Here is a 24467-nt window from a genome sequence, read left to right on the forward strand (position 1 = left end):
CAGAGCAATGAGCGACACGATCGCCACGCTGCCGGTGGTCGTCGAGAGCGACGGCACACCGCTGACCGAGCTGATCGGCCGGCGCCGCGCGGAGCTGCGCGCCACCCTCACCGAGCACGGCGGGCTGCTGTTCCGCGGCTTCGACGTCGGCGGGGTGGACGGCTTCGACGCGGTCGTCCGGGCGTTCTCCGGCGAGCCGCTGACCTACACCGAGCGGTCCTCACCCCGGCACGCCATCAAGGGCCGGGTCTACACCTCGACCGACTACCCGCCGGACGAGGAGATCTTCCTGCACAACGAGAACTCGTACCAGGCGTCCTGGCCGCTGACGCTCTTCTTCTACTGCATCACCCCGCCGGACACCCTCGGCGCCACCCCGCTGGCCGACGTCCGCCGGGTGTACGAGGCGATCGACCCGGACGTGCGGGAGGAGTTCGTCCGGCGGCGCTGGATGCTGGTGCGCAACTTCCACGCCGACTTCGGCACCCGCTGGCAGGACGTCTTCGGCACCACCGACCGGGCCGAGGTCCAGGCGTACGCGGCACGCAACCGGATCGGGCTGGAGTGGGTCGGCGCCGACGGCCTGCGCACCCGGGCGGTCCGCGACGTGGTGCACCTGCGGCCCGGCTCGGACACCCCGCGCTGGTTCAACCACGCCACCTTCTTCCACGTGAGCACCCTGCCGAAGGACTACCAGGAGGGGCTGCTCGCCATGTTCGGCCCCGACGGGCTGCCCTCGAACACCTACTACGGCGACGGCGGCGAGATCCCCGCCGACGTGCTGGACCACCTACGGGCCGCGTACCGGGCGGCCAGCGTCCGCTTCGACTACCACCGCGACGACGTGCTGGTGGTCGACAACATGACCGCCGCGCACGCCCGGGAGCCGTTCACCGGCCCCCGCAAGATCGCCGTCGCGATGGCCGAACCGCACACCCCCGAGAGCGCTGGAGACAACTGATGGCCGAGCCCCGATTCCTGGTCGTGCGCAACGACGAGGAGCAGTACTCGATCTGGTCGGCCGACCGTGAGTTGCCCGCCGGCTGGCACGACGCCGGCTTCGCCGGCTCCCGCGAGGAGTGCCTGGCCCACGTCGAGGTGGTCTGGACCGACATGCGCCCCCGCTCGGTGCGGGAGGTCTCGTCGTGACCCGCGAGTGGACCTTCCCCGTCTCCTTCGCGCAGGAGCGGGTGTGGCTGGCCAACCAGCTCGACCCCGGGTCCCCGGTCTACAACGTCTCCGCCCCGTGGCGTGTCCCGGCCGGCGTCGACGCCGCCACGGCGACCGAGGTGCTCGACCGGGTCGTCGCCCGGCACGAGGCGCTCCGCACCCACCTGCGCGTCGACGACGGCGCCCTGGTGCAGGTGGTGCGGGAGCACGAGCCCGTGGTGATCCCCACCGAGGACCTGCGCGACCTGCCGGAGGCCGAGCGCGGGGCCCGGTTCGACGCGCTGTGCGCCGAACTCGCCCGCACGCCGATCCCGTTGGACACCCCGCCGCTGTGGCGGGCCCGGCTGGTCCGCCGCGACGACGCCTGGTTGCTGCTGTTCGTGGTGCACCACGCCGTCTTCGACAGCCGCTCGGCGGTGCTGATGGTCGACGAACTCGACGCGTTCGCCCGGGCCGCGCTGAGCGGCGCGAGCGCCGCCGTGCCCGAACTGCCCATCCAGTACGCCGACTTCGCGGCCTGGCAACGCGACCAGCTCACCGGCGCGGAGCTGGACCGGCAGCTCGACTTCTGGAGGCGGCATCTGGCCGGCGCGCCGGCCGTCACCGGGCTGCCCCTGGACCGGCCCCGCCCCGCCCAGCTCGGTTTCGCCGGCGACGAGGTCCGCTTCGACCTGCCCGACGGGCTCCTCGACCGGATCGGCCGGCTCGCCGTCGGCGCGTCGGCCACGCCGTACATGGTGCTGCTGGCCGGCTTCGCCGCGCTGCTGTCGCGGATCTCCGGCGACACCGACGTGGTGGTCGGCGTCTCCACCGCCGGCCGGGACAGCGCCGAGGTGATGCCGCTGATCGGCATGTTCGTCAACCCGGTCGCGCTGCGCTGCGACGTCGGCGGCGACCCGAGCTTCACCGAGCTGCTCGGCCGGGTCCGCGACGGCCTGGTCGACGCGATGGAGCACGGCCAGACGCCGTTCCAGCGCATCGTCGAGGCGGTCGACCCGCAGCGGGACCCGTCGGTGCAGCCGATCTTCCAGACCGCGCTGAACTTCATCCCCGACTCCGGCCTCGACCCGGTGGAGCTCGGCACCGCCAAGGACGACCTGGCCTTCGACGTCACGGCCGGGGAGAGCCGGCTGGTCTACCGCACCGATCTGTTCGACCGGTCCACCGCCGAGTCGGTGGTCACCCGCTACGTGCGGCTGCTCGACGCGGCGGTCACCGACCCGCAGCGGCCGGTCTCCGCGCTGCCGCTGCTCGACGACGCCGAGCGGGAGCTGGTCCTCGACGCCGGCGCCGGCACGGCCGGCCCGCTGCCCACCGTCGTGGACGAGGTGCAGCGGCAGGCCGCCGCGACCCCGGACGCCACCGCGCTGGTCTGCGCGGACGTGCGGCTGACGTACGCCGAGCTGAACGCCGCCGCGAACCGGCTCGCCCGGGTGCTGGTGGCCCGGGGCGCCGGCCCGGAGACCCGGGTGGCGCTCGCCCTGCCGCGCTCGGCGGAGCTGCTGGTCGCCGTCCTCGCCGTGCTCAAGGCCGGCGCCGCGTACGTCCCGGTGGACACCGGCTACCCGGCCGGCCGGATCGCGTACCTGCTCGCCGACGCCGAGCCGGCGCTGGTGCTGGCCCTGCCGGAGACCGCCGCGCTGGTCGGCGGCGACCCGGTGCTGCTGGACGGCACGACCGGCGCGGACCGCTCCGACGCCGACCTCACCGACGCCGAGCGGACCGCCCCGCTGCGCCCCGAGCACCCGGCGTACGTGCTGTACACCTCCGGCTCCACCGGCCGGCCCAAGGGCGTGGTGGTGGAGCACCGCGCCGTCGCCGCCTATCTGGCCTGGGCCCGGGACACCTATCCGGGGCTGGCCGGCACGGCGCTGCTGCACTCGCCGGTCTCGTTCGACCTCACCGTCACCGGCCTGCTCGGCCCGCTCACCGCCGGCGGCACGGTCCGGCTGGCCGCGATCGACTCGCCGCAGGCCCGCGCCGGCGGACGCCCCAGCTTCCTCAAGGTCACCCCGAGCCACCTGCCGCTGCTCGACGGGGAACTCTCCCCGACCGGCGACCTGGTGATCGGCGGGGAGGCGCTCACCGGGGAGCAGCTGGCGGGCTGGCGTGCCGCCCACCCGGACGTGGCGGTGGTCAACGAGTACGGCCCGACCGAGGCGACCGTCGGCTGCGTGGCCGCGCGGATCGGGCCCGGCGAGCCGGTGGCCGCCGGCCCGGTGCCGATCGGCCGGCCCACCGCCGGGGCACGGGTGTACCTGCTCGACGCCGCGCTGAACCCGGTCCCGCCGGGCGTGGTCGGGGAGCTGTACGTCGCCGGTGACCAGCTCGCCCGCGGCTACCTGCGCCGTCCCGCCCGCACCGCCGAGCGCTTCCTGCCCTGCCCGTACGGGCCGCCCGGGCAGCGGATGTACCGCACCGGCGACCTGGCCCGCCGGCGCGCCGACGGCACCCTGGACTACCTGGGCCGCCGCGACGACCAGGTCAAGGTGCGCGGCATGCGCATCGAGCTGGGCGAGATCGAGTCGGCGATGCTGGCCCACCCGGAGGTGCGCGAGGCGGCGGTGGCGGTGCGCGCCGACTCCGGCGAGCCGACGCTGGTCGGCTACCACGTCGGCACCGCCGAGGAGACCCACCTCGCCGCCGAGCTGGCCCGGGAACTCCCCGCCCACCTGGTGCCGACCGCGTTCGTCCGGCTCGAGGCGCTGCCGCTGACCCCCAACGGCAAGCTCGACCGGGCGGCGCTGCCCGCCCCGGCCGCGACGGCGTCCGGCGACGGCTACGTCCCGCCGCGCACCGACGCCGAGACCCTGGTGGCCGAGGTGTACGCCGACATCCTCCAGGTGGAGAAGGTGGGCGCGCACGACGACTTCTTCGCCCTGGGCGGCAACTCGCTGCGCGGCATGCGGGCGATGGCCCGGATCCGCGCCGAGGTGGACGTCGACCTGCCGATGCGGGCGCTGTTCAGCAGCCCGGTGGTGACCGACCTGGCCGCGGTGATCGAGCAGCGCATCGCCGCCGAGCTGGACCAGCTCTCCGACACCGAGGTCGCCGCGCTGCTGGCGGCCGAGAAGGACACCCCCGCATGACGGACCTGAAGGATCCCACCCGCGAGGCGGCCCGCGCGGCGCTGATCGCCCAGCGGCTGCGCCGGCGCCAGGCCGCGCCGACCGCCCGGATCACGCCCCGGCCCGCGGGCGCGCCGGTGCCGCTGTCGTACGCCCAGGAGCGGGTCTGGTTCATGGACCAGATCGCGCCCGGCGAGGCGGCGTACCACATCGCGGTGCCGCTGCGGGTGCGCGGACCGCTCGACCGCACGGCGCTGCGCGCCGCCCTGGCGGCGTTGACCGCCCGGCACGAGTCGCTGCGCACCCGCTTCCCGGCCGACGCCGACGGCCGTCCGACGGCGGTGATCGAGGAGGCGGTGACCGTTCCGCTGACCATCGTGGACGCTCCCGACGAGGCGACCGCGCAGGCGCTGGTGGAGGCCGCCGCGGCCGAGCCGTTCGACCTGGCGACCGGGCCGCTGCTGCGCGCCCTGCTGATCCGGCTCGCCGACGACGACCACGTGCTGTTCCTCGGCAAGCACCACATCGTCGGTGACGGCTGGTCGGTCGACGTGCTGCTGCGCGACCTGATCACCTGCTACCGGGGCGGCGAGCCGCCCGCCCTGCCGGTGCAGTACGGCGACTTCGCCCGCTGGGAGGCTCAGGAGCTGAACGGGCCGGCCGCCCGCGAGCACCTGGACTGGTGGAAGCGGCGGCTGGCCGGGATCACCCCGCTGGAGCTGCCGCTGGACCGGCCCCGCCCGGCCACCCAGACCTACCGGGGCGACTTCGTCGAGTTCCAGGTGGACCGGGCGGTCACCGACGGGCTCGCCGCGTTGACCCGGGAGTCCGGCGGCACCCTGTTCATGACGCTGCTCGCCGCGTACCAGGTGCTGCTGTCCCGGCACGCCGGGCAGGACGACTTCGCCGTCGGGGCGTCCGTCGCCGGCCGGTCCGCGCCGGAGCTGGAGAACGTCGTCGGCATGTTCGTCAACATGCTGCCGCTGCGCGCCGAACTGGCCGGCGACCCCACCTTCACCGAACTGCTCCAGCGCACCCGGCGGGCGGTGCTGGACGGCTTCGAGCACGCCGAGGTGCCGTTCGCGAAGGTCGTCCACGAGCTGGGCCTGCCCCGCGACGTCAGCCGCTCGCCGGTGTTCCAGGCCATGTTCGTGCTGCAGAACTACGAGATGGGCCGCTTCACGGAGGTCTCCGGCGACACCGAGGTGACCTTCCGGTGGACGCCGATGGAGTTGCGGGCGACCCGCTTCGACTTCGAGCTGCACGCCGTCGAGGTGGCCGACGGGATCTGGGGCAAGCTGGTCTTCAACACCGACCTGTTCGACCGGGCGACCGTCGAGCGGGCGGCCCGGCGCTGGGTCACCCTGCTGCGCTCGGTCGTCGCCGCCCCGGACACCCCGGTCTCCGCGCTGGACCTGCTCGCCGGGGACGAGCGGGAGCTGCTGGCCGCGTGGAACGACACGGCCGCCGGGTTCCCGGCCACGCAGACCCTGCACGGGCCGATCGAGGAGCGCGCGGCGGCCACCCCGGACGCCGTCGCCGTCACCATCGACGGCCGGTCGGCGACGTACGCCGAGCTGAACGCCGCGGCGAACCGGGTCGCCCACCGGCTGCGGGCGGCCGGCGTCGGGCCGGAGACCCTGGTCGGGGTCTGCGCCGAGCGGTCGGTGGAGCTGGTGGCGGGCCTGCTGGGCGTGCTCAAGGCCGGCGGGGCCTACCTGCCGCTGGACCCGGAGTACCCGGCGGACCGGCTCGCCTTCATGGTCGACGACGCCGCCGCCCGGGTGGTACTGGTGCAGCGGCACCTGCGCGACGTGCTGCCGGACACCGGCGCGACCGTGCTCGCCCTCGACGACGAGGCCGTCTGGGCCGACCAGCCCACCGACGACCCGGCCCCGACGGCAGGCCCGCAGCACCTGGCGTACGTCATCTACACCTCCGGCTCGACCGGCCGACCCAAGGGGGTGCCGAACACCCACCGGGGCATCGTCAACCGGCTCGACTGGATGCAGAAGACGTACCGGCTCGGCGCCGACGACGCGGTGCTGCAGAAGACGCCGGCCAGTTTCGACGTCTCGGTGTGGGAGTTCTTCTGGCCGCTGCGCGAGGGCGCCCGGCTGGTGCTGGCGAGGCCCGGTGGGCACAAGGACGCCGGCTACCTGCGGGACCTGCTGGTCGCCGAGCGGGTCACCACCGCCCACTTCGTGCCGTCGATGCTGACCGTCTTCCTCGCCGAGGACGGCGTCGAGGCGGCGACCGCGCTGCGCCGGGTGATCTGCTCCGGTGAGGAACTGCCGCTGACCTCGGCGGTCGACTTCACCGCCCGGCTGCCCGGGTGCGAGCTGCACAACCTGTACGGCCCGACCGAGGCGGCCATCGACGTCAGCGCCTGGCACTGCGACCCGGCGTTGCTGTCCGGCCTGACCGGTGTGCCGATCGGCGGCCCGATCGCCAACCTGCGGCTGTACGTGCTGGACGGGCGCGGCGAGCCCTGCCCGGTCGGGGTGGCCGGGGAGCTGCACATCGGCGGGGTGGGGCTGGCCCGCGGCTACCATCGCCGGCCGGCGCTGACCGCCGAGCGCTTCGTCCCCGATCCGTTCTCCGGCGAGCCGGGTGCGCGGCTCTACCGCACCGGCGACCTGGCCCGCTGGGTGATCGCCCCGGCCGTACCCGATGCGGCGGATGCCGCGGACGGCGCGACCGGGTCGGTGGCGGACGGCGCGGCCGACGACCGGCAGGCCGGCGTCATCGAGTTCCTCGGCCGGATCGACCACCAGGTCAAGCTGCGCGGCCTGCGCATCGAACTGGGTGAGATCGAGAGCGCGCTGCGCGAGCAGCCCGAGGTGACCGAGGCCGCGGTGATCGTCCGCGAGGACACCCCCGGCGACAAGCGGCTCACCGCCTACCTGGTCGGGACGGCCGAGCACGCCGCGCTGCGGGCCGCGCTCAAGGAGACCCTGCCCGAGTACATGGTGCCGGCCGCGTTCGTCACCCTGGACGCCCTGCCGCTGACCCCCAACGGCAAGCTCGACCGCCGGGCGCTGCCGGCCCCGGTGGTGACCCGGGAGGCGTCGGTGGCGCTGGTCGAGCCGCGCGACGACACCGAACGGCTGCTCGCCGGCATCTGGCGGGACGTGCTCGGCGTCGACACGCTCGGCATCGACGACGACTTCTTCGACCTCGGCGGGCACTCCATGCTCGCCACCCAGGTGGTGGCGCGGATCCGCAAGGCCGAGCACGGCGGGCGCGCGGTCGGCGTGATGGACCTGTTCCAGCAGCGGACCATCCGCGACCTGGCCGCGTTCATGACCGGCGGCGGCGACGGCGACGAGCCGCGCCGGCTGCTCTACGAGCTGACCAGGCCGATCCCCGCCGCGCAGCGGGTGCTCAGCTACGTCTGCGTCCCGTACGGCGGCGGCAGCGCCATCGTCTACCAGCCGCTGGCCGACGCGCTGCCCGCCGGCCATGCCCTCTGGTCACTGGCCATCCCCGGCCACGACGTGGGCCTGTCCGAGGACGCGCTGCCGTTCGAGGAGCTGACCCGCCGGGTCGCCGACGAGATCCTGGAACGGGTCGAGGGGCCGATCGCGCTCTACGGCCACTGCGGCGTGGGCAGCGCCATCGTCGCCGAGGTGGCCCGCAAGGTGGAGGCCGCCGGCCGGGAGTTGGAGGCCCTCTACATCGGCGCGATGTTCCCCTTCGCCCGTCCCAAGGGGGCCTTCGCCGCCCTGCGCACCCGGCTCGAACGGATGCGCAGCAACCGGCACTACGCCAGCTGGCTCAAGTCGATGGGGGTGGACACCGACGAGCTGGACCCGGAGCAGGCCGACCGGATCATCAGCAACATGCGGGCCGACTCCCGCGCCTCCGAGGAGTACTTCACCGGCCTGCTCGACCGGGGTGCGGCGAAGCTGCGCACCCCGGTCATCTCGGTGGTCGGCTCGGAGGACCCGGTCACCGACTACCACACCGAGCGGTACGCCGAGTGGCAGTTCCTCAGCGACACCCTGGGCCTGGTGGTGCTCGACCAGGCCGGGCACTTCTTCCTCAAGTACCGCGCCGAGGAGCTGGCCGAGATCGTCACCCGGGTGCACCCGGCCGTGGCCGCCGGGGACGTCTCGGCGCTCGGCCCGGCCGCCCGGGGCGAGGACGCCGGCTGGGTGGTCGCCGACCACCAGCGGGTCGGCGTCGACGACGACCCGGCGAAGGCGGTGGTGAAGCCGAGCATGGCCCGGTTCGTCGCGGTCACCGTCGGCCAGCTCGTCTCCACCACCGGCTCGGCGCTGACCGCGTTCGCCCTGCCGATCTGGCTGTTCACCCGTACCGGCTCGGTGGCCGACCTGGGGCTGCTCTGGGCGTTGGCGCTGATCTGCGGCGTGCTGATGCTGCCGGTGGCCGGCGCGGTCACCGACCGGATCAGCCGCCGGAAGATCATGATGATCGCCAGTTGCAGCGCCGGCTCGGTCCAGCTGGTGCTCGCCGGGCTGCTCTGGACCGACACGCTCGCCCTCTGGCACATCTACGCCCTCGTCGCGTTGAGCCAGGTGGCGGCGTCGTTCCAGCGGATCGCGTTCCAGTCGGCGGTGCCCCAGCTGGTGCCGAAGCGCTACCTCGGCCACGCGATGGGCATCACCCAGCTCTCCACCGGCGTGGCGATGCTGCTCATGCCGGTCTTCGCCGCCGGCCTGCTCGCCGCGATCGAGCTGAAGGGCATCCTCCTGATCGACGTGGCCAGCTACCTGGTGGCGGTGCTGACCCTGGCCGTGGTCCGGTTCCCGGACCTGCTCGGCTGGCGGCCCCGGGAACGGCTGCTGGTGGCCATCGCCAACGGCCTGCGCTACTCGTGGCAGCACCGGGGCTTCCGGTTGATGCTCGGCTACTTCGCCATCGGCAACATCTTCCTCGCCCCGGCGCTGGTGCTCACCACGCCGCTGGTGCTCTCCTTCGGCACCGCGACGCAGGTGGCCCAGGTCGCCCTGGCCGAGGCGGTCGGCGCGGTGGCCGGCGGCGTGCTGATGGCGATCTGGGGCGGACCCCGGCGCCGGCGGATGATCGGTGTGCTGGTCGGCAACCTCGGCACCGCGATCGGGTGCGTGTTGATCGGCCTGGACGCCTCGCTGGCCATGGTCTGCGTCGGCTTCTTCTGGCTGGCCATGGCGATGACCACCGCACAGTCGATCTACGCGACGATCGTGCAGGTCAAGGTGCCGCAGCGGTTCCACGGCCGGGTGTTCAGCCTGAACCAGACCATCACCTGGTCCACCCTGCCGATCGGCTTCGCGGTGCTCGCCCCGGTGGCGACCGGGCTCTTCGAGCCGATGCTCGCCCCGGGTGGGGCGCTGGCCGGGTCGGTGGGCGCGGTGATCGGCACCGGTGAGGGCCGGGGCATCGGCTTCGCGTACGTCTGCTTCGGGCTGGCCCTCGTCGTGATCACCCTCGGCGGCTTCGCGATCCGGATGCTGCGCCGCTTCGACCTCGAGGTGCCGGACTCGCTGCCCGACGACCTGATCGGCGCGCAGGAGCGGGAACGCCGGCTCGCCGCCCGGGCCGCCGAGCGGGAACGGGAGGCGGTGCCCGTCTGAGCCGACGGCAGGTGGGGATCCGCCCGGGACCCGGATCCCCACCTGCCGTCCTCACCACGGCGCGGGCGGGTCCGTCAGGTCGTCGGCCGCCGGCTCCTCCGGCTCGGCCACCCAGGCGGAGAAGACCGGCACGCCGTGCCAGGGTCCCGTCCCGCCCCGCCGGTCGGTGGCCACCGCCACCACCGCGTACGGGTGGTCGAAGCGCAGCTCGGCGGTGCGACGTACGCCGTCCGGGGGCAGGCTCGACAGCACGGCCGTCCCGGTGACGGCGGCGGCCTCGAAGCCGTACCGGCCGTACCGGGCCAGCACCGCCTGCCGCGCCTCGACGCCCGGGTCCGCCGCGCCGAGCAGCCCGCCCAACGCCCGCGCCGCCGTGCCGAAGCCCAGCGCCGGGTCGGTCAGCTCGTGCTCGTCGCGCGCGGACCAGCAGGGCAGCACCGCCTCGTGCCGCTCCTCCCGGCCGTCGCGGGACCACACGGGCACCTGCTCCTCCCGCAGCGTCCAGGCCGGCCCGGCGCCGAGCGGCAGGTCGAACAGGGACCGGCGGTCCGCCGGCGGGCCGTCGCCGTCGAGCGCCGCGCCGCTCACCTCGTGGGCGGCGGCCAGCACGTCGCCGGGGTCGACCGCCGGGTCGGCGGCCACCGACAGCACCACCAGCCCGGCCCCGTCGCGCGGCGCCGCCGACGCGGCGTGCACGGCGACGTCGCCCGCCGCCGTCGCCGCGATCCACGCCCGGTGACCGTGCTGCGGGGCGCGCAGCACGCGGTCGAGCCGTCGGGCCCACGGCCCGGCCCCGCCGAGCGCCGCGCCCGGGGCGAGGTCGAACGGGTCGGCCCAGGAGATCCGGGTGGCCAGGGCGCCGGCCAGCATCACCAGCACCCGGGGTGAGGCGGCCAGCGGGAAACGGTCGATCATGCCCAGGGTGTGCTCCCGGGCCCAGGCGTCCAGCCCGGCCTGGTCGGGCAGCGGGCCGGTCGCGGTCGTCCGGGGCAGGCCGGCCCGCCACCCGTCCAGCCCCGCCGAATCGGTTCCCGGCCGGTGCCAGAGCGCGGTCGCCGAGGCGACCAGCGGGTGCGGCGCGTCCAGCAGCGCGGCGGCCAACCCGGCCGCGGTCGTCGCGTCCATGCCGAGGACGTCGTCCAGTTCGTCGCGGAGCCCGCCGGTGGCCGCCGGCGCGGCCAGGGCGAGCAGCAGCCAGGCGCCGAGCGGGGAGGCCACGTGGTGCCGGCCGCCGATCCCGGCGTGCAGCCGGGCGGCGTACCGGGCCAGCGGGGCGTGCAGGGTCGTCGTCATGCTCTCCACTGTGCCCACCCGTGGCCCGGTCGGCATCCCGGTCAGGACCAGAGTTCGAACGGCTCGTCGATCCGGTCGCCGGCCAGGAACGGGGCCAGCAGCTCGGGCAGCCGGCCCGGGTAGAACCGGTCCCGGCCGGCCACCACCTCCGCGACGGGCCACCAGCGGAACCCGAAGTAGTCCTCCACCTCGTAGTCCAGCCGGTCGGCGCCGTCGACGTCCGGCGCGACGGCGTCGAGCCGTACCGTCATCACCACCTCGTCCTGCAGGTGCCGCCGCTGCCGGTGGACGAAGCTGGCCCGGCGTCGCCAGGACGGCGGCCCGAGCCGGTCGGCGGTGACCACGAAGCCGGTCTCCTCGCGCAGTTCGCGCAGGGCCGTGTCGGTGTACGTCTCGCCCGGGTCGACGCCGCCGCCCGGCAGCTCCCACCAGGTGCCCAGCCGGGGGTGCTCCGGGTCGCGGGTGTAAAACAGCAGGACGTGCCCCCGCGCGTCGCGCACCACCAGGCGCACGGCGCTGCGTTCGACCACGGGCAGGTCGTCCGGCAGCTCGATCATGGGTCCCCCTGGCCCGCCCGACCTTTGGCAGGATGGTGGTCGTGGCGGATGTCTTCGGTGAGGTCGCGGCCAGTTACGACGACGCGCGGCCGGGCTACCCGCCCGCGCTCGCCGGGTCCATCCTCGCCTATCACGGCCGGACGCCGTCCCGGCTGGTCGAGGTGGGGGCGGGCACCGGGCTCGCCACCCGGGCCCTGCTCGCGGTGGGCGCGCCGATGACCTGCGTGGAGCCCGACCCGCGGATGGCCACGGTGCTGGCGGCCCGCTTCCCGGCCGTCGAGGTGGTCCCCGTCCGGTTCGAGGCGTGGCCGCCGCCGCCCGGCGGGGTGCCGGTGCTGGCCTGCGCGATGGCCTGGCACTGGCTCGACCCGGCGACCCGGTGCGCGCGGGCGTGCGACGCGCTGGCGCCGGGCGGCACCCTGGCCGTCCTCGCCCACTGTTACGACTACGTCGACCCGGCCCAGGGCGCGGCGATCCGGGCGGCGTTCGAGTCGGCGGACCCGGTCGGGCAGGCCGACCGTCCGGACGGCTGGTTCGGCGCGGAGATCACCGCCAGCGGGCTGTTCACCGATGTGCGTACCGAGTCGTTCCGCCGTGACGAGCCGCTGTCCACGGCCGCCTACCAGCGCCTGGTCAGCACCTTCTCGCCGCAGCTGCGCCGCCCGCCGGCGTTGCGGGAGCGGGTGCTGGCGGCGGTGGGCGCGACGGTCGACGGGTTCGGCGGCACGGTGACGCTGGACCTGCGCACCACGCTGGTGCTGGCCCGCCGCCCGGGCTGACGGGAACGGCCGGGAGGCGCTGCGGCCCGGGGACGGCTAGGCTGCCGCCGTGGCAGGTCTGTTGAGGAACGTCGCGGTCCGGCTCGGCCGGGTGGCCGGGAGAGCGGCGCCGGTCGGCTCGCCGGGGGCGATCCCGGCCCAGGTGGCCCGTCGGCGCCAGGTCAGCGCGTTGCAGCGCCGGGAGCTGACGTACGCCCCGGAGCTGGACGGCCACGCCGACCCCGGCGAGATCGTGTGGACGTGGGTGCCGTACGAGGACGACCCCCGGCAGGGCAAGGACCGCCCGGTGCTGGTGGTGGGCCGGCACAGCCGGACGCTGTTCGGGCTGATGCTCTCCAGTCAGAGCGAGCGCGACGGGCAGCGGCACTGGCTGGCGCTCGGCCCGGGGGAGTGGGACCGGGACAACCGCCCGAGCTGGGTACGTCTCGACCGGGTGCTCACCATGCGCGAGGACAGCATCCGCCGGGAGGGCGCGGTGCTGGACCGGGACCGCTTCGACCGGATCGGCCGGGCGCTGCGCGCCGGCTACGGCTGGCGCTGACCTGCTCGCGCCACGGGCGCGCGGCGGCCGGTCCCGGCGCCGGGCGAGGTCGTGCCGGTGCCCGATGGCGTCGGCCCGCCCAGGTGGTGCGTCAGCACTCCGCGAGGCGGGGGGCGTCGACGAGTTGCCGGGGCGCCCGGCGGCCGGTGACGCCCTTGGCCCGGTACATCGCGGCGTCGGCGGCGCAGAGCGCCTCGGTGAGCTGGGTGGGGCCGGTGACCGGGGCCAGGCCGACCGAGGCGGTGACCCGGACGCTGCACCCGGCCAGCGAAATCGGGGCGGCCATCGCCTCGCAGAGCCGCCGGGTGGCGTGGTCGATCCAGCGCCGGTCGACCGAGGGGGTGCGGAGCAGCCCGGCGAACTCGTCGCCGCCGAGGCGGGCGACGAGGTTGTCCCCGGCGAAGGCGGTCAGCCGCTGCGCGACGCTGATCAGCACCTGGTCACCGGCGGCGTGGCCGTAGCGGTCGTTGACCTGCTTGAAGTCGTTGAGGTCGAGCACCACGGCGATCAGCGGCTGCCCGCCGGCGTCGGTGAGCAGGGCCGCGGCGATGCGGTGGAACGCCCGGCGGTTGGGCAGCCCGGTCAGCGGGTCGTGGCTGGCGGCGTGCCGTTCCGCGGCGAGTTCGGCCTGCAGGTACGCGATCTCGGCCTCCGCCCGCAGCGCCCGGCGGCGCAGCTGCCACACCGAGACCAACGCGCCTGCCGCGGAGATGCCGGACGCGAAGCTCAACGGATCCGGCACGAGACCTCCCTCGCGACGTCGTGGACGGCCGGGAGGCGTCGGCCGTCGGGCCGTGCCGGGCCGTCGTCTCCCCAGGTGGCTACCCGGGTGGGGTAACCGAAAGTGAACGGATGGGTACCGTTCACGTGCGTTATCATGCTCGCTGTCCGATGCAGATGCAATAGCAGATGCACGTGCAGCACGGCCCGGTCCGGCGTCGCGACCCCACTGGCCGCGTCACCGTCCACTCGTGACGCCGGTGGGCTCTTCACCGCACAGAAAGACCCCTCATGCAGCAGCCCGAGAATGGCGTACCGGTCACCCAGCTACCGCCGTTGCGGTGGCAGAAGAGTCGGCGGAGCAACCCCAGCGGCAACTGCGTCGAGCTGGCCGCGCTCCCCGGCGGGGCGGGCATCGCGGTGCGCAACTCGCGCCACCCGGAAGGGCCGGCGCTGATCTACACCGTGGCCGAGATCGCGGCCTTCGTCCTCGGCGCCCGGGACGGGGACTTCGACCACCTGATCAACTGACCGGCCGGTTCCCACCGACGGGACGGAATCGTCCGTGTGGACCAGTACACCTCACCGTGGGTCCATGGCATGCTTACACGTCGGTCGGGTCGGGCTGTCCGGTCGACGCAGGGCGCGCACGCGGAGGGCGGCACGTGACGATGGCTACCGCGCAGGGGGGTCCGGCGACCGGACCCACCGTGCTGCGCATGCTGCTCGGCGCCCAGCTCCGCCGGCTGCGCGAGGCCAGCGGCGTGACCCGCGAGGGCGCCGGCTGGGAGATCCGCGCCTCCGAATCCAAGATCAGCCGGATGGAGCTGGGCCGGGTCGGCTTCAAGGAGCGCGACGTCGCCGACCTGCTCACCCTCTACGGCGTCGACGCCCCCGAGGAGCGGGAGGCGCTGCTCAAGCTCGCCCGGGACGCGAACAGCCCCGGCTGGTGGCACCGCTACGGTGACGTGCTGCCCAGCTGGTTCCAGTCGTACCTCGGGCTGGAGGCCGCGGCGTCGCTGATCCGCACCTACGAGGTGCAGTTCGTCCCCGGGCTGCTGCAGACCGCCGGGTACGCCCGGGCCGTGGTCCTGCTCGGTCACCGGCACGCCACCGCCGACGAGGTGCAGCGGCGGGTGGAGCTGCGGCTGCGCCGCCAGCAGTTGCTGCGCCGCGACCAGCCGCCGCAGTTGTGGGCGGTGGTCGACGAGGCCGCCCTGCGCCGGCCGATCGGCGGGCCGCAGGTGATGCGCGAGCAGCTCGACGCCCTGGCGGCGGCGACCCGCTCGCCGCACGTCCGGCTCCAGATCATCCCGTTCGCCGCCGGTGGGCACGCCGCCGCCGGAGGTGCCTTCACCATCCTGCGCTTCGGTGACGACGACCTGCCCGACATCGTCTACATCGAGCAGCTGACCAGCGCCATCTACCTCGACAAGCGCGAGGACCTCGACTACTACGCGGTGGCGATGGAGCGACTCTGCGTGGAGGCCGCGCCGCCGGAGCGGACGCCGGAGATCCTGGCCCGGATCCGCGACGAGCTCTACCCGGCCTGACCACCCGGCCCGGGGCGGCGCGGACGCCCCGGTGCCTCTACGATGGTCCGCGACCGACGACAGTGGACGGACGCCGTCGTCGCGGGTCGCGCGACCGTCGTGGAGGCAGCTGTGAGCACCGACGCCCCGGGAGTCACCCCGGGCCCCGTCCACCCGAGCGACCGGATCGACACCTCGGTGGCGCACCCGGCCCGCCGCTACAACTACTGGCTCGGCGGCAAGGACAACTTCCAGGCCGACCGGGAGTCCGGCGACGCGATGGCCGAGCGCTTCCCGACCATCCGGATCAGCGCCCTGGAGAACCGCCGGTTCCTCCAGCGGGCGGTGGGCTACCTGGCCCGCGAGGCCGGCATCCGGCAGTTCCTCGACATCGGCACCGGCATCCCCACCGCCGACAACACCCACGAGGTCGCCCAGCGGATCGCCCCCGAGTCGCGGGTGGTCTACGTCGACAACGACCCGATCGTCCTCGCGCACGCCCGGGCGCTGCTGACCAGCTCGCCCGAGGGCGCCACCGCCTACATCGACGCCGACCTGCGCGATCCGGAGAAGATCCTGCACCACCCCGACCTGCGGCGCACGATCGACCTGTCCCGGCCGGTCGCGCTGATGCTGGTGGCGATCCTGCACTTCGTCCCGGACTCCGACGACCCGTACGCGGCGGTGCGCCGGCTGCTCGACGCGCTGCCGCCCGGCAGCTACCTCGCCGCCTCGCACGCCACCCACGAGTACCTCCCCCCGCAGATCGCCGAGGAGGCCAAGGCGGCGGCGAAGGGCGGCGGACCGCACGGGATCATCAACCTGCGCACCCTCGAGGAGTTCACCGGCTTCTTCGCCGGCCTCGACGTGGTCGAGCCGGGCATCCGCTCGGTCGCCGAGTGGCGGGCCGAGTCCGAGCCGCAGCCGCGTCCGTCGGTGGTCGAGGTCAGCATGTACGGCGGAGTCGCCCGCAAGCCCTGACCCCTCGGGTCACCGGCGGCGTCGGCGAACCACGTGGCGCCGGACGACCCGGGCATGCGGCGCATTCGCCGAAACTCCGCCCATCCGGGTCGCCACTCGGCACGGCGGTTGGTGCGCGATCACCGCAGCAGGCAGACTGGACCACCATGTCGTCGCTCACGCCCGCCCTGCGCCTGCACGACCGCTACGTCCTGGTCGAGCGGATCGGCCTGGGTGGGATGTCCGAGGTGTGGCGCGCCGACGACGAGGTGCTGCACCGGCCCGTCGCGGTCAAGGCGCTCGCCGCGCAGCTCGCCAGCGACCGCGAGCTGCGTGCCGTGATCCAGCGTGAGGCGCGGGCCGCCGCACGGCTCACCCATCCGCACGTAACCCAGGTCTACGACTACGGCGAGGCCGCCCTGCCCGGCGGCGTCGTCGTGCCGTACCTGGTGATGGAGCTGGTGGAGGGGCACAGCCTCGCCGACCGGCTCACCGGCGGCCCGCTGGCCTGGCCGGACGCGGTCCGCACCGCCGGCCAGGTCGCCGCCGCCCTGGCCGCCGCGCACCGGATCGGCGTGGTGCACCGCGACGTCAAGCCGGCCAACGTGATGCTCACCGAGACCGGCGCCAAGGTGCTCGACTTCGGCATCGCCGCCCTGGCCGGCCCCCGGCACCCGCTGACCGGCGCCGACGGCGAGCTGATGATGGGCACCCCGGCCTACTTCGCGCCGGAGCGGCTGACACCCGGCCCGCCGAACCCGGCCAGCGACGTGTACGCCCTCGGGGCGCTGCTCTACCGCGCCCTCACCGGCCGGCCCCCGCTGCCGGTGCAGACCTGGGAGGACGCGCTGGAGGTGCACGCCGCGCGGACGGCGGTGCCGCCGCTGCGCGTGCCCGGCCTGCCCGCCGACGTCGCCGAGCTGACCATGGCCTGCCTCGCCGCCGACCCGGCCCGCCGGCCCACCGCGGCCCAGCTCGCCGGCCGGTTCGGGGCCGCCCCGCCGGCCGACCCGCCGACCGCGCTGCTGCCGACCGTGCCCGGGCCCGCCCATCCGCCCACCCTGATCGACCGCTCCGCCGCTGCGGCCCGTCCCGCCGCCGGCCGCGTCGCGCCGCCGGCCCCGGCCGCCCGGCGGTCGAACCGGCCGCTCGGCGTCCTCGTCGCCGCCGGAGTCGCGCTGCTCGTCGGCCTGGTCGGCGTGCTCGCCGTCGACGACGACGGACCCGACCGGCGCACCCCCGCCGCCCCGGCCACCGCGACGCCGGTGCAGGAGCCGACGAGCGTCGAAGCGCCACCGCCCACCACCAGCGCCCCGTCGCGCGGGGAGCGGCCCGCGCCCCGCACGGCGCGCCAGCTCACCGCCGAGTTCGCGGCGCTGCTCGACCGGGCGCAGGCGGCCGGCGACGTCGATCCGAGGACGGCCGAGGAACTGCGCGACCGGCTGTCCGCACTGGAGGAGGGCAAGCCCAAGGACCGGATCAAGCGGCTGCGGGAACTGGCCGGCAAACTCGCCGAGGCGGTCGAGAAGGACCGGATCGACGACGGGACGGCCGCCGACCTGCGGGACCTGCTCGCGATCTGGCCCCGCTCGCGCGGCACCGACGACGACTGACCCGGCTCAGCGCAGTTCGACCCGGTCGCCCACCGCGACCCGGCCGGGCCGCACCACGGCCGCGTACGCCCCGAGGCAGGGCTGTGGGCCCAGCCCGGGCAGCGGGACGACCCGGTTGAGCCGGGCCGGCGCGCGCAGCGCCTCCGGGTCCCGGGGGAGCGGACCGTGCGCCAGGGTCGGCACCGCGCAGCGGGGCGTCGGCGCCAGCACCCGCAGCACCAGCTCCGGGCCGATTCGCAGCTCCCGGCCCACCCAGTCGTTCTCGGCGAACCCGTCGCCGGTGGTCTCGATGACCAGGTTCGGCCGGTAGCGGACCGGGTCGGCCCCGCCGGCCGCGGCCAGGGTGGCGGTGGTGAGCAGGTGCACCGGCGCGAAGTCGACCAGGCTGCCCGGCGGGGCGGCGGCACCCACCGGCCCGTGCGTCGTCGGCACCGTCGCGTCGAGGCCGGCGGCCAGCACCGCCTCCGGGTCGGCCCGTTCCAGCACGGCGTCCGGCGGCGGGTCGCCGGTCAGCGTGACCGGGCGGCCCAGCAGCCGGGACAGGACGGCGTCCAGGTCGGCGTCGCAGGTGGACCGGGCGGCGCCGTCGGGCAGGTCGAGCCGGATCAGGTCGGGCGGGGCGCCGGACGCGCGCACGGTGAGCAGGCGCCGCCACAGCCGGGGCTGCTTGGCGCTGGCCACCCGCCCGGTCTCCCGGTCCAGCAGGGCGTACCGGCGGTCCCCGGCGACGCCGCGCTCGTCCACCGTGGCGCCGGTGAGCGCCTCGCCGAGCATCGACTTCACCGGGTAGCGCCACAGCTGCCCCAACCGCCCGGTCACCGTCACCGGTCCACCGTAGGCGACACCGGCGCCGTCGCGCCGTCCCGCGCCCGCGTCACGACTGCCAGCTCCCCCTGCGGGTTCCGGCGCCACCGGCCCGCCATGCCGCGCCTGCGTCGCGGACCGCTGCTCAGCCGAGCGTGGCGCGCACGACCTCGCCGGGCTCCGCGCCGGCCCGGGCCACCGGTGTGCCGTCCGGCCGCCACACGCCCGAGCCGCCGGCCGTGCGGGGGTAGCGGCTGCCGGACGGGCCGGCGAAGCTCGCCGTCGCCACCCAGACCCGATGCGCGGCGGCGACCCGCCGGGCCCGCTCGTCGGGGACCCCGGCGTCCTCGGGCGACTCCAGCACCCCGGCGACGTAGACGTCGGCCCCGAGCGCCACCGTGCGCGCCGCGTGCTCGACGACGCCGGTGTCCTTGCAGACGGCCAGGCCCAGCCGCCAGCCGTCCACGTCGCACACTCCCGGCTCGTCGCCCGTCACGAACCGCGCGGACTCCGCCGCGCCGAGGAACATCTTGCGGTACGCCACCCGGACGCCCGTCGCGTCGACCGCGAGCATTCCCAGCCACCGCCGGTCCGCGTCGCCGACCGGCGCGCCGGCCAGGGCCAGGGCACCGGTCGCGGCGCACGCCTCGACCAGCGGCGCGAGCCGTGCGTCGGCGACGTCGAGGGGCGCGGCGTCCAGCTCGTACCCGGTGAGGGAGAGCTCGGGGAAGACCACCACCCGGGCGTCGGCGACGCGGACCGCCGCCGCGTGGGCCGCGACGTTGGCGACGACGTCGTACGGCACGCAGGGCGGCTGGGCGACGGCGATGGTCAGCGGTGTACGCACGACGGGCCCCTTCGGGTGGATCCGGGTTCCGCGAGGCGGTGGGCCGGATCCGTGGTCGATCCGCCGGACGCCTCGTAGCTTTGTCCCATGATCCCAAGCTCTCTGGCGCTCAGTTCCCGCACGGTCGTGTCCGCGTCCGAACCGCCCTCCGACGGGCTGGTCGGCTACGTGACCGGTCTGGTGGAACGGCTCGGCGGGCCTGGCGCGGGACTGGCCGTGGCGCTGGAGAACCTCTTCCCGCCCATTCCCAGCGAGGTGATCCTGCCGCTGGCCGGTTTCACCGCGGCCCAGGGGAAGATCAGTCTGGTGGGCGCGATCCTGTGGACCACGCTCGGCTCCGTGGTCGGCGCCTGGGTGCTGTACGGCATCGGCGCGGCCCTCGGCCGGGACCGGATGCGGGCGATCGCGGCCCGGCTGCCCCTGGTCAAGCTCAGCGACGTCGACAAGACGGAGGCGTGGTTCCTGCGGCACGGCGTGAAGGCGGTGTTCTTCGGCCGGATGATCCCCATCTTCCGCAGCCTCATCTCCATCCCCGCGGGGGTGGAGCGGATGCGCATCGGGACCTTCCTGCTGTACACGACGCTGGGCAGCCTGATCTGGAACACCACCTTCGTGATGGCCGGCTACCTGCTCGGCGACAACTGGCACGTGGTCGAGTCGTACGTCGGCTCCCTGCAGCGGGTGGTCATCGTGGTCTGCGTCGCCGCGGCCGGCTGGTTCGTGGTCGGCCGGGTACGGGCCCGCCGGGCGCGGGCCGCCGCCTCCGCCCCGGAGCCGGACGAGGTGTCGTGGGGCGTCGTGCCGGTGGAGAGCGCCGGGCCGGGCCGGGGGACCGTCTACCGGGCGTCGTCCTGGTCCCGGGACGGCTGACCCGCGCCCGCCGGGGAACGCCCCCGCCCGCCCCGAGGGGCCCGTCCGGCGACGGATCCCCGTCGCTCCGGCGGGCCGACGGGAGCCGTAGAGTCGCGCCGTGATCGAGATCGGCGCGCGGGTCGACCTTTCCCACCCACCGCAGCGGGTCTGGCGCGCACTGACGGACCGGGAGCTGCTCGCCCGCTGGTTCGTCGAGGTCGACGCCGGGCCCGGGGAGCGGCTGCTGCTGCACACCGCCGGGCTGCCGGGGTTCGAGGTCGCCGTCGACGCCGAGGTGGTCGAGCGGCGGGCGCCGGAGTCGCTGGCGCTGCGGTGCGACGAGGCCGGCCGGCGCAGCCGGCTGAGCTGCGTCGTCGTCCCCACCGCCGAGGGCTGCCGGCTGTCGGTCACCGAGACCCTGGAACAGGGCGCCTGGCCCGCCGGGCTGCACGCCGACCGGGAGCGGCACCACGAGCAGGCCCTGACCGTGCGGCTGCCCGCCATCCTCGACTGGCTGGCCTTCCGGGAGGTCGATCTGCGTCGGGGCGAGGGCGCCGCGACGGCGGAGCTGCCGCTGGTCCCGGCGTACCACCCGCCGCGACGCGGCCGTCGGCGGGCGGTGGTGTGGACCGCCGCTGCGGTGGTCGGGATCCTGGTCGCCGGCGCGGTGGCGGTCTGGGCCGTGCTGCCCGACCCCCCGCAGCGCGCCGCCGGGGTCGACCCGTTGCCGCCGCCCGTCGTGGCCGGCGCCACCAGCCGCCCAGCCCGGGCCTCCGGTCCGGCCACCCCCGGCCGCTCCGTCGGGGCGGCGACGGCCCGCCCGAGCCGCAGCGCCTCGCCGCGGGCCTCCCGCACCCCCGCACCGGTCACTCCGCCCCCGGGGGTGAGCGCCCGCTACGAGACCGCGTCGACCCGCCTGTTCGGCTGGACCGGCGAGGTGGTGCTCGACAATCCCGGCGACGCCCCGGCGACGGGCTGGACGGTGGTCGTCACGCTCGCCGCGTCCGGCACGGTCACCGGCGCCAGCGGGGCCGACTGGCGGCAGGACGGCCGGACCGTCGCCTTCACCGGCACAGCTGTCCCCGCCGGTCGGTCCCGGACGATCAGCTTCGACGTCCGCGACGCCGACCCCCTCAGCAGGTCGCCGCGCGGCTGCACGGTCGACGGCGACCCCTGCGCCGGCCTCTGACCCGGCCGGGGACGATGCCGGTCGACGCCGACCGGCGCCGGTGCCCGCCCGCGCGGCAGGGCGCCGTGCCGCCGACCTCGGACGCGACCCGCCGCCCGGCCGGTCGCGGGTGATCCGATCGTCCGTCGCATACGTACTGCCCTGCGGGGACCGTGAGAGGGGCGCACATGGCGGAGGCGGAGCGCAGCGACCGTCCGGCGGCGGGGGAGACGGCGGGCGACGGGCCGCCGGACGTCGAGCCGGCAGGGGCGTCCGCCGCGCCGGTCGTACCGGTCGGCGGTGAGCCGGCGGACGAGCCGCCGTACCGGTCGCCGTGGCCGAGCGCGGCCCGACTGCTCGCCGCCGCCGCGATCGTGGTGCTGGCCCTGGGCGCGCTGGCGGTGACCGTCACCCTGGCCAACCCCGACCGGCTCGGAGTCGCCTTCTCCGGGGGCCGGCCGACCGCGCCGACGCTCGCCCCCGCCGCACCGGGGCGGGGCGGTACGGCCCGGGCGGCGGCGGCCGAGCAGGCGCTGACGGCTCCGCTGGCCGGCCGGCGGCGGGCCACGTTCGAGCTGGCGGACGGGCTGACCTCGTTCCGGCTGCGCACCGAGGACCTCGGCGACGACCTCTACCAGGTCAGCAGCCCGGCCGACTCCGGGGTGCAGCCCCGGCCCGAGGTGCTGGGCGAGCGGGTGCAGCTGCGCCTGGTCAAGAGCGGCCGCGCCGGCAGGGGGGCCGTCGACGTGGTGCTCAACTCCCGGGTCGCCTGGCGGCTGCGTCTGGTCGGCGGGGTCAGCGAGCACCTGCTCGACCTCACCTCCGCCCGGCTGTCCGGGGTGGAGGTGATCGGCGGCGCGGCCCGCATCGACCTGCGCCTGCCCGAGATCCGGGGCGCGCTCACCGTGCGGATGACCGGTGGGGTCAACCAGTTCGTGGTCCACGCGCCCGGCCGGCCGCCGGTCCGGGTCCGCGCCGCCGCCGGCGCGGGCGGCGTCACCGTGTACGACGACCGGCGCGACGGGGTGGGCCCCGGCGAGATGGTCAGCTCCCCGAACTGGGACCGCTCGGTCGACCGGGTCTACGTCGACCTGGTCGCCGGCGCCCACACCGTCACGGTGCGCGCCGACTGATCGCCGGTCCGCGCCGTCGTCCGCGCGGCCCGGCATAGAGTCGGGCGATGGACCGTACCGAATCGCTGCCGGCGCAGACCCGACCACCCGGTGTGGCTCCGGCCGACCCGGGCAGCGTGCTGCTGCCCGGCCACGACGTCCCCCTCGGGCGCTACACCACCGTGCGCCGGCTGCTGCCGCAGCGGCAGCGTCGGATGGTCGGCGCCTGGTGCTTCGTGGACCACTTCGGCCCGGACGACGTGGCGCAGCGGCCCGGCATGGAGGTCCCACCGCACCCGCACACCGGCCTGCAGACCGTCACCTGGCTGCTCGACGGGGAGATCGTGCACCGGGACAGCCTCGGCAACGTCCAGCCCATCCGTCCCGGTCAGCTCAACGTGATGACCTCCGGGCACGGCATCGCCCATTCCGAGCGGTCGCCGGCGACCCACCCGCCGGTGATGCACGGCGTGCAGCTCTGGGTGGCGTTGCCCGATCCGGCGCGGGCCGGCGCGGCCGACTTCGCCCACCACGCCGAGCTGCCCCGCTGGCGCGACGGCGAGCTGGACCTGACCCTGCTCGTCGGTGAGCTGGGCGGCGAGCGCTCCCCGGCCGTCGTGCACACCCCGCTGCTCGGCGCGCAGCTGGAGGTGCGCGGGCCGGCGCGGGCCACGCTGCCGTTGCGCCCCGACTTCGAGTACGGCCTGCTGGCGATGTCCGGCGCGGCGGAGGTGGACGGGCTGGCCCTCGCCCCCGGCGCGTTGCTGTACCTCGGCGCCGGGCGGGACCGGTTGACGCTGGCCGCCGACCCGGGCAGCCGGCTGATGCTGCTCGGCGGGGAGCCGTTCGAGGAGCCGCTGGTGATGTGGTGGAACTTCGTCGGGCGCTCGCACGAGGAGGTGGCCGCCGCCCGGGAGGACTGGACGGCCGGCCGCCGCTTCGGCACGGTGGCCGACGACGCGGCCCCGCCGCTGCCCGCCCCGGCGCTGCCGACCAGCCGGCTCAAGGCCCGCGACCGGCGCGGCGGCCTGCACGGCTGACCGGCAGGAGTGCTCACCGCCGGGGCGGGTAGTCGCCGGTATGACCAGTGTGATCGCGGGTACCGAGGACCGGAAGCGCCTGGTGCGCCGGCTCGCCGGTGGCGGCCGGGGCTTCGCCGAGCAGTACGGCTTCCGGGTCACCAACAATCCGTCGAGCCTGTTCCAGCTGCTCTGCCTGGCGGTGCTGCTGGCCCGCCGGGGTGACTTCCGCCGGGCCCTGGACGCCGCCCACGCCCTGCCGGACAACGGCTGGGACAGCGCCGCCCGGCTGGCCCGCTCGCTGCACGCCGACCGGGTACGCGTGCTGCGCGAGGCCGGCCGGCGCGGCGACGTCGACGCGCTGGCCGACCTGCTCGGCGACCTGGCCCGTACCGTCGTCGAGCGGTACCGGGGCGACCTGCGCCGGTTGCGCGCCACCGCCGGGCGCGACCCGGCGCGGGAGCGGGCGCTGCTGACCGCGCTGCCCGGGGTGGACGACCAGGTGGCCGACCTGTTCCTGCGCGAGACGCAGGCGTTGTGGCGGGAGGTGGCCCCGGTCGCCGACCGCCGGGCCCTCGTCGCGGCCCGCCGCCTCGGCCTGGGGCGCTCCGCCCATGACCTGGCCGAACTGGCCGGCAGCGGGGAGTCGGAGCGGCTGGCGTGGCTGGTCGGCGCGCTCGCCCGGGTCGACCTGGAGCAGCGCTACGCCGAGGTGTCGAGGTGAGTCGCCGCCCACACTTTGCCGAAAATCAGCCGTACGGAGGATGCCGTACCGTATGGTAGGCGTGGCAGTGATGCCCGCCCGGTTCGGGCGAACATCCACCGCCTGGCGGTACGCGACCCGGTTCGG

General features: G+C 75.6%; 20 protein-coding genes. 15 read left to right on the forward strand and 5 right to left on the reverse strand.

Features of this window, described 5'->3' with window-relative positions; translation table 11 throughout:
• Nucleotides 1-7 precede the first annotated feature (7 nt).
• Genes ACPFP2_RS16145 through ACPFP2_RS16160 form a run of 4 tightly spaced genes read left to right on the forward strand, consistent with a single transcriptional unit; the run spans nucleotide 8 to nucleotide 9820 of the window.
• The gene (locus ACPFP2_RS16145) at nucleotides 8-961 is read left to right on the forward strand and encodes a TauD/TfdA family dioxygenase (RefSeq protein WP_424089986.1); all 954 of its coding nucleotides are present in this window, start codon (nucleotides 8-10) and stop codon (nucleotides 959-961) included.
• Nucleotides 961-1149, forward strand: coding sequence for an MbtH family protein (locus ACPFP2_RS16150; protein WP_088978631.1), 189 nt, complete (start codon nucleotides 961-963; stop codon nucleotides 1147-1149). Before ACPFP2_RS16145 ends, ACPFP2_RS16150 begins: the two co-directional genes overlap by 1 nt.
• The gene (locus ACPFP2_RS16155; RefSeq protein WP_424089987.1) at nucleotides 1146-4259 is read left to right on the forward strand and encodes a non-ribosomal peptide synthetase; all 3114 of its coding nucleotides are present in this window, start codon (nucleotides 1146-1148) and stop codon (nucleotides 4257-4259) included. Before ACPFP2_RS16150 ends, ACPFP2_RS16155 begins: the two co-directional genes overlap by 4 nt.
• On the forward strand, nucleotides 4256-9820 hold the full coding sequence (locus tag ACPFP2_RS16160) for an amino acid adenylation domain-containing protein (RefSeq protein WP_424089988.1): 5565 nt from the start codon (nucleotides 4256-4258) through the stop codon (nucleotides 9818-9820). Before ACPFP2_RS16155 ends, ACPFP2_RS16160 begins: the two co-directional genes overlap by 4 nt.
• A 51-nt stretch (nucleotides 9821-9871) precedes the next feature.
• Here the strand turns inward: ACPFP2_RS16160 and ACPFP2_RS16165 are convergent, their stop codons facing one another.
• Nucleotides 9872-11113: a hypothetical protein gene (locus tag ACPFP2_RS16165; protein WP_424089989.1), complete on the reverse strand. Its 1242-nt coding sequence runs from the start codon at nucleotides 11111-11113 to the stop codon at nucleotides 9872-9874.
• 41 nt (nucleotides 11114-11154) lie between these two features.
• On the reverse strand, nucleotides 11155-11670 hold the full coding sequence (locus ACPFP2_RS16170) for an NUDIX hydrolase (protein ID WP_424089990.1): 516 nt from the start codon (nucleotides 11668-11670) through the stop codon (nucleotides 11155-11157).
• A 41-nt stretch (nucleotides 11671-11711) separates the two neighbouring features.
• Between ACPFP2_RS16170 and ACPFP2_RS16175 the strand changes: the two genes are divergently transcribed.
• Both ACPFP2_RS16175 and ACPFP2_RS16180 read left to right on the forward strand, forming a co-directional pair.
• Nucleotides 11712-12449, forward strand: a complete 738-nt coding sequence (locus tag ACPFP2_RS16175) for a class I SAM-dependent methyltransferase (protein WP_424089991.1) — start codon at nucleotides 11712-11714, stop codon at nucleotides 12447-12449.
• 49 nt (nucleotides 12450-12498) lie between these two features.
• Nucleotides 12499-12990 carry a type II toxin-antitoxin system PemK/MazF family toxin gene (locus tag ACPFP2_RS16180; RefSeq protein ID WP_424089992.1) on the forward strand — a complete coding sequence of 164 codons (492 nt, stop codon included), beginning with the start codon at nucleotides 12499-12501 and terminating at the stop codon, nucleotides 12988-12990.
• Between the two features lie 91 nt (nucleotides 12991-13081).
• Here the strand turns inward: ACPFP2_RS16180 and ACPFP2_RS16185 are convergent, their stop codons facing one another.
• Complete coding sequence (locus ACPFP2_RS16185; protein ID WP_424089993.1) at nucleotides 13082-13732, reverse strand: GGDEF domain-containing protein; 651 nt, start codon at nucleotides 13730-13732, stop codon at nucleotides 13082-13084.
• Nucleotides 13733-14001: 269 nt separating this feature from the next.
• Here ACPFP2_RS16185 and ACPFP2_RS16190 point away from each other — a divergent pair, with 269 nt between their 5' ends.
• The 4 genes from ACPFP2_RS16190 to ACPFP2_RS16205 all read left to right on the forward strand — a co-directional run bounded on the left by ACPFP2_RS16190 (nucleotide 14002) and on the right by ACPFP2_RS16205 (nucleotide 17815).
• Nucleotides 14002-14241: a DUF397 domain-containing protein gene (locus ACPFP2_RS16190; protein ID WP_424089994.1), complete on the forward strand. Its 240-nt coding sequence runs from the start codon at nucleotides 14002-14004 to the stop codon at nucleotides 14239-14241.
• 140 nt (nucleotides 14242-14381) lie between these two features.
• Nucleotides 14382-15263 (forward strand): helix-turn-helix domain-containing protein, encoded by an 882-nt coding sequence (locus tag ACPFP2_RS16195; RefSeq protein WP_424090044.1) that lies wholly within the window; start codon nucleotides 14382-14384, stop codon nucleotides 15261-15263.
• Between the two features lie 111 nt (nucleotides 15264-15374).
• Nucleotides 15375-16223, forward strand: a complete 849-nt coding sequence (locus ACPFP2_RS16200; protein WP_424089995.1) for an SAM-dependent methyltransferase — start codon at nucleotides 15375-15377, stop codon at nucleotides 16221-16223.
• Nucleotides 16224-16369: 146 nt separating this feature from the next.
• A complete protein-coding gene (locus ACPFP2_RS16205) occupies nucleotides 16370-17815 on the forward strand; it encodes a serine/threonine-protein kinase (protein ID WP_424089996.1) in 1446 nt (481 codons plus the stop codon).
• 6 nt (nucleotides 17816-17821) lie between these two features.
• Here the strand turns inward: ACPFP2_RS16205 and ACPFP2_RS16210 are convergent, their stop codons facing one another.
• Together ACPFP2_RS16210 and ACPFP2_RS16215 are read right to left on the reverse strand one after the other, a co-directional pair.
• Nucleotides 17822-18640, reverse strand: a complete 819-nt coding sequence (locus ACPFP2_RS16210; RefSeq protein WP_424089997.1) for an MOSC domain-containing protein — start codon at nucleotides 18638-18640, stop codon at nucleotides 17822-17824.
• Nucleotides 18641-18764: 124 nt separating this feature from the next.
• Nucleotides 18765-19466, reverse strand: a complete 702-nt coding sequence (locus ACPFP2_RS16215) for a carbon-nitrogen hydrolase family protein (RefSeq protein WP_424089998.1) — start codon at nucleotides 19464-19466, stop codon at nucleotides 18765-18767.
• Nucleotides 19467-19553: 87 nt separating this feature from the next.
• Here ACPFP2_RS16215 and ACPFP2_RS16220 point away from each other — a divergent pair, with 87 nt between their 5' ends.
• From ACPFP2_RS16220 to ACPFP2_RS16240, 5 genes are all read left to right on the forward strand, one after another.
• On the forward strand, nucleotides 19554-20336 hold the full coding sequence (locus ACPFP2_RS16220) for a DedA family protein (protein ID WP_424089999.1): 783 nt from the start codon (nucleotides 19554-19556) through the stop codon (nucleotides 20334-20336).
• Between the two features lie 100 nt (nucleotides 20337-20436).
• Nucleotides 20437-21507, forward strand: coding sequence for an SRPBCC domain-containing protein (locus ACPFP2_RS16225; RefSeq protein WP_424090000.1), 1071 nt, complete (start codon nucleotides 20437-20439; stop codon nucleotides 21505-21507).
• Between the two features lie 167 nt (nucleotides 21508-21674).
• On the forward strand, nucleotides 21675-22619 hold the full coding sequence (locus ACPFP2_RS16230; protein WP_424090001.1) for a hypothetical protein: 945 nt from the start codon (nucleotides 21675-21677) through the stop codon (nucleotides 22617-22619).
• 47 nt (nucleotides 22620-22666) lie between these two features.
• On the forward strand, nucleotides 22667-23638 hold the full coding sequence (locus ACPFP2_RS16235; protein ID WP_424090002.1) for a pirin family protein: 972 nt from the start codon (nucleotides 22667-22669) through the stop codon (nucleotides 23636-23638).
• Between the two features lie 40 nt (nucleotides 23639-23678).
• Entirely contained in the window at nucleotides 23679-24341 is a 663-nt protein-coding gene (locus ACPFP2_RS16240; RefSeq protein WP_424090003.1) for a hypothetical protein, read from the forward strand.
• Nucleotides 24342-24467 lie beyond the last annotated feature (126 nt).

Origin of the sequence: Micromonospora citrea (assembly GCF_049629545.1) — a bacterium.
GTDB lineage: Bacteria > Actinomycetota > Actinomycetes > Mycobacteriales > Micromonosporaceae > Micromonospora > Micromonospora citrea_A.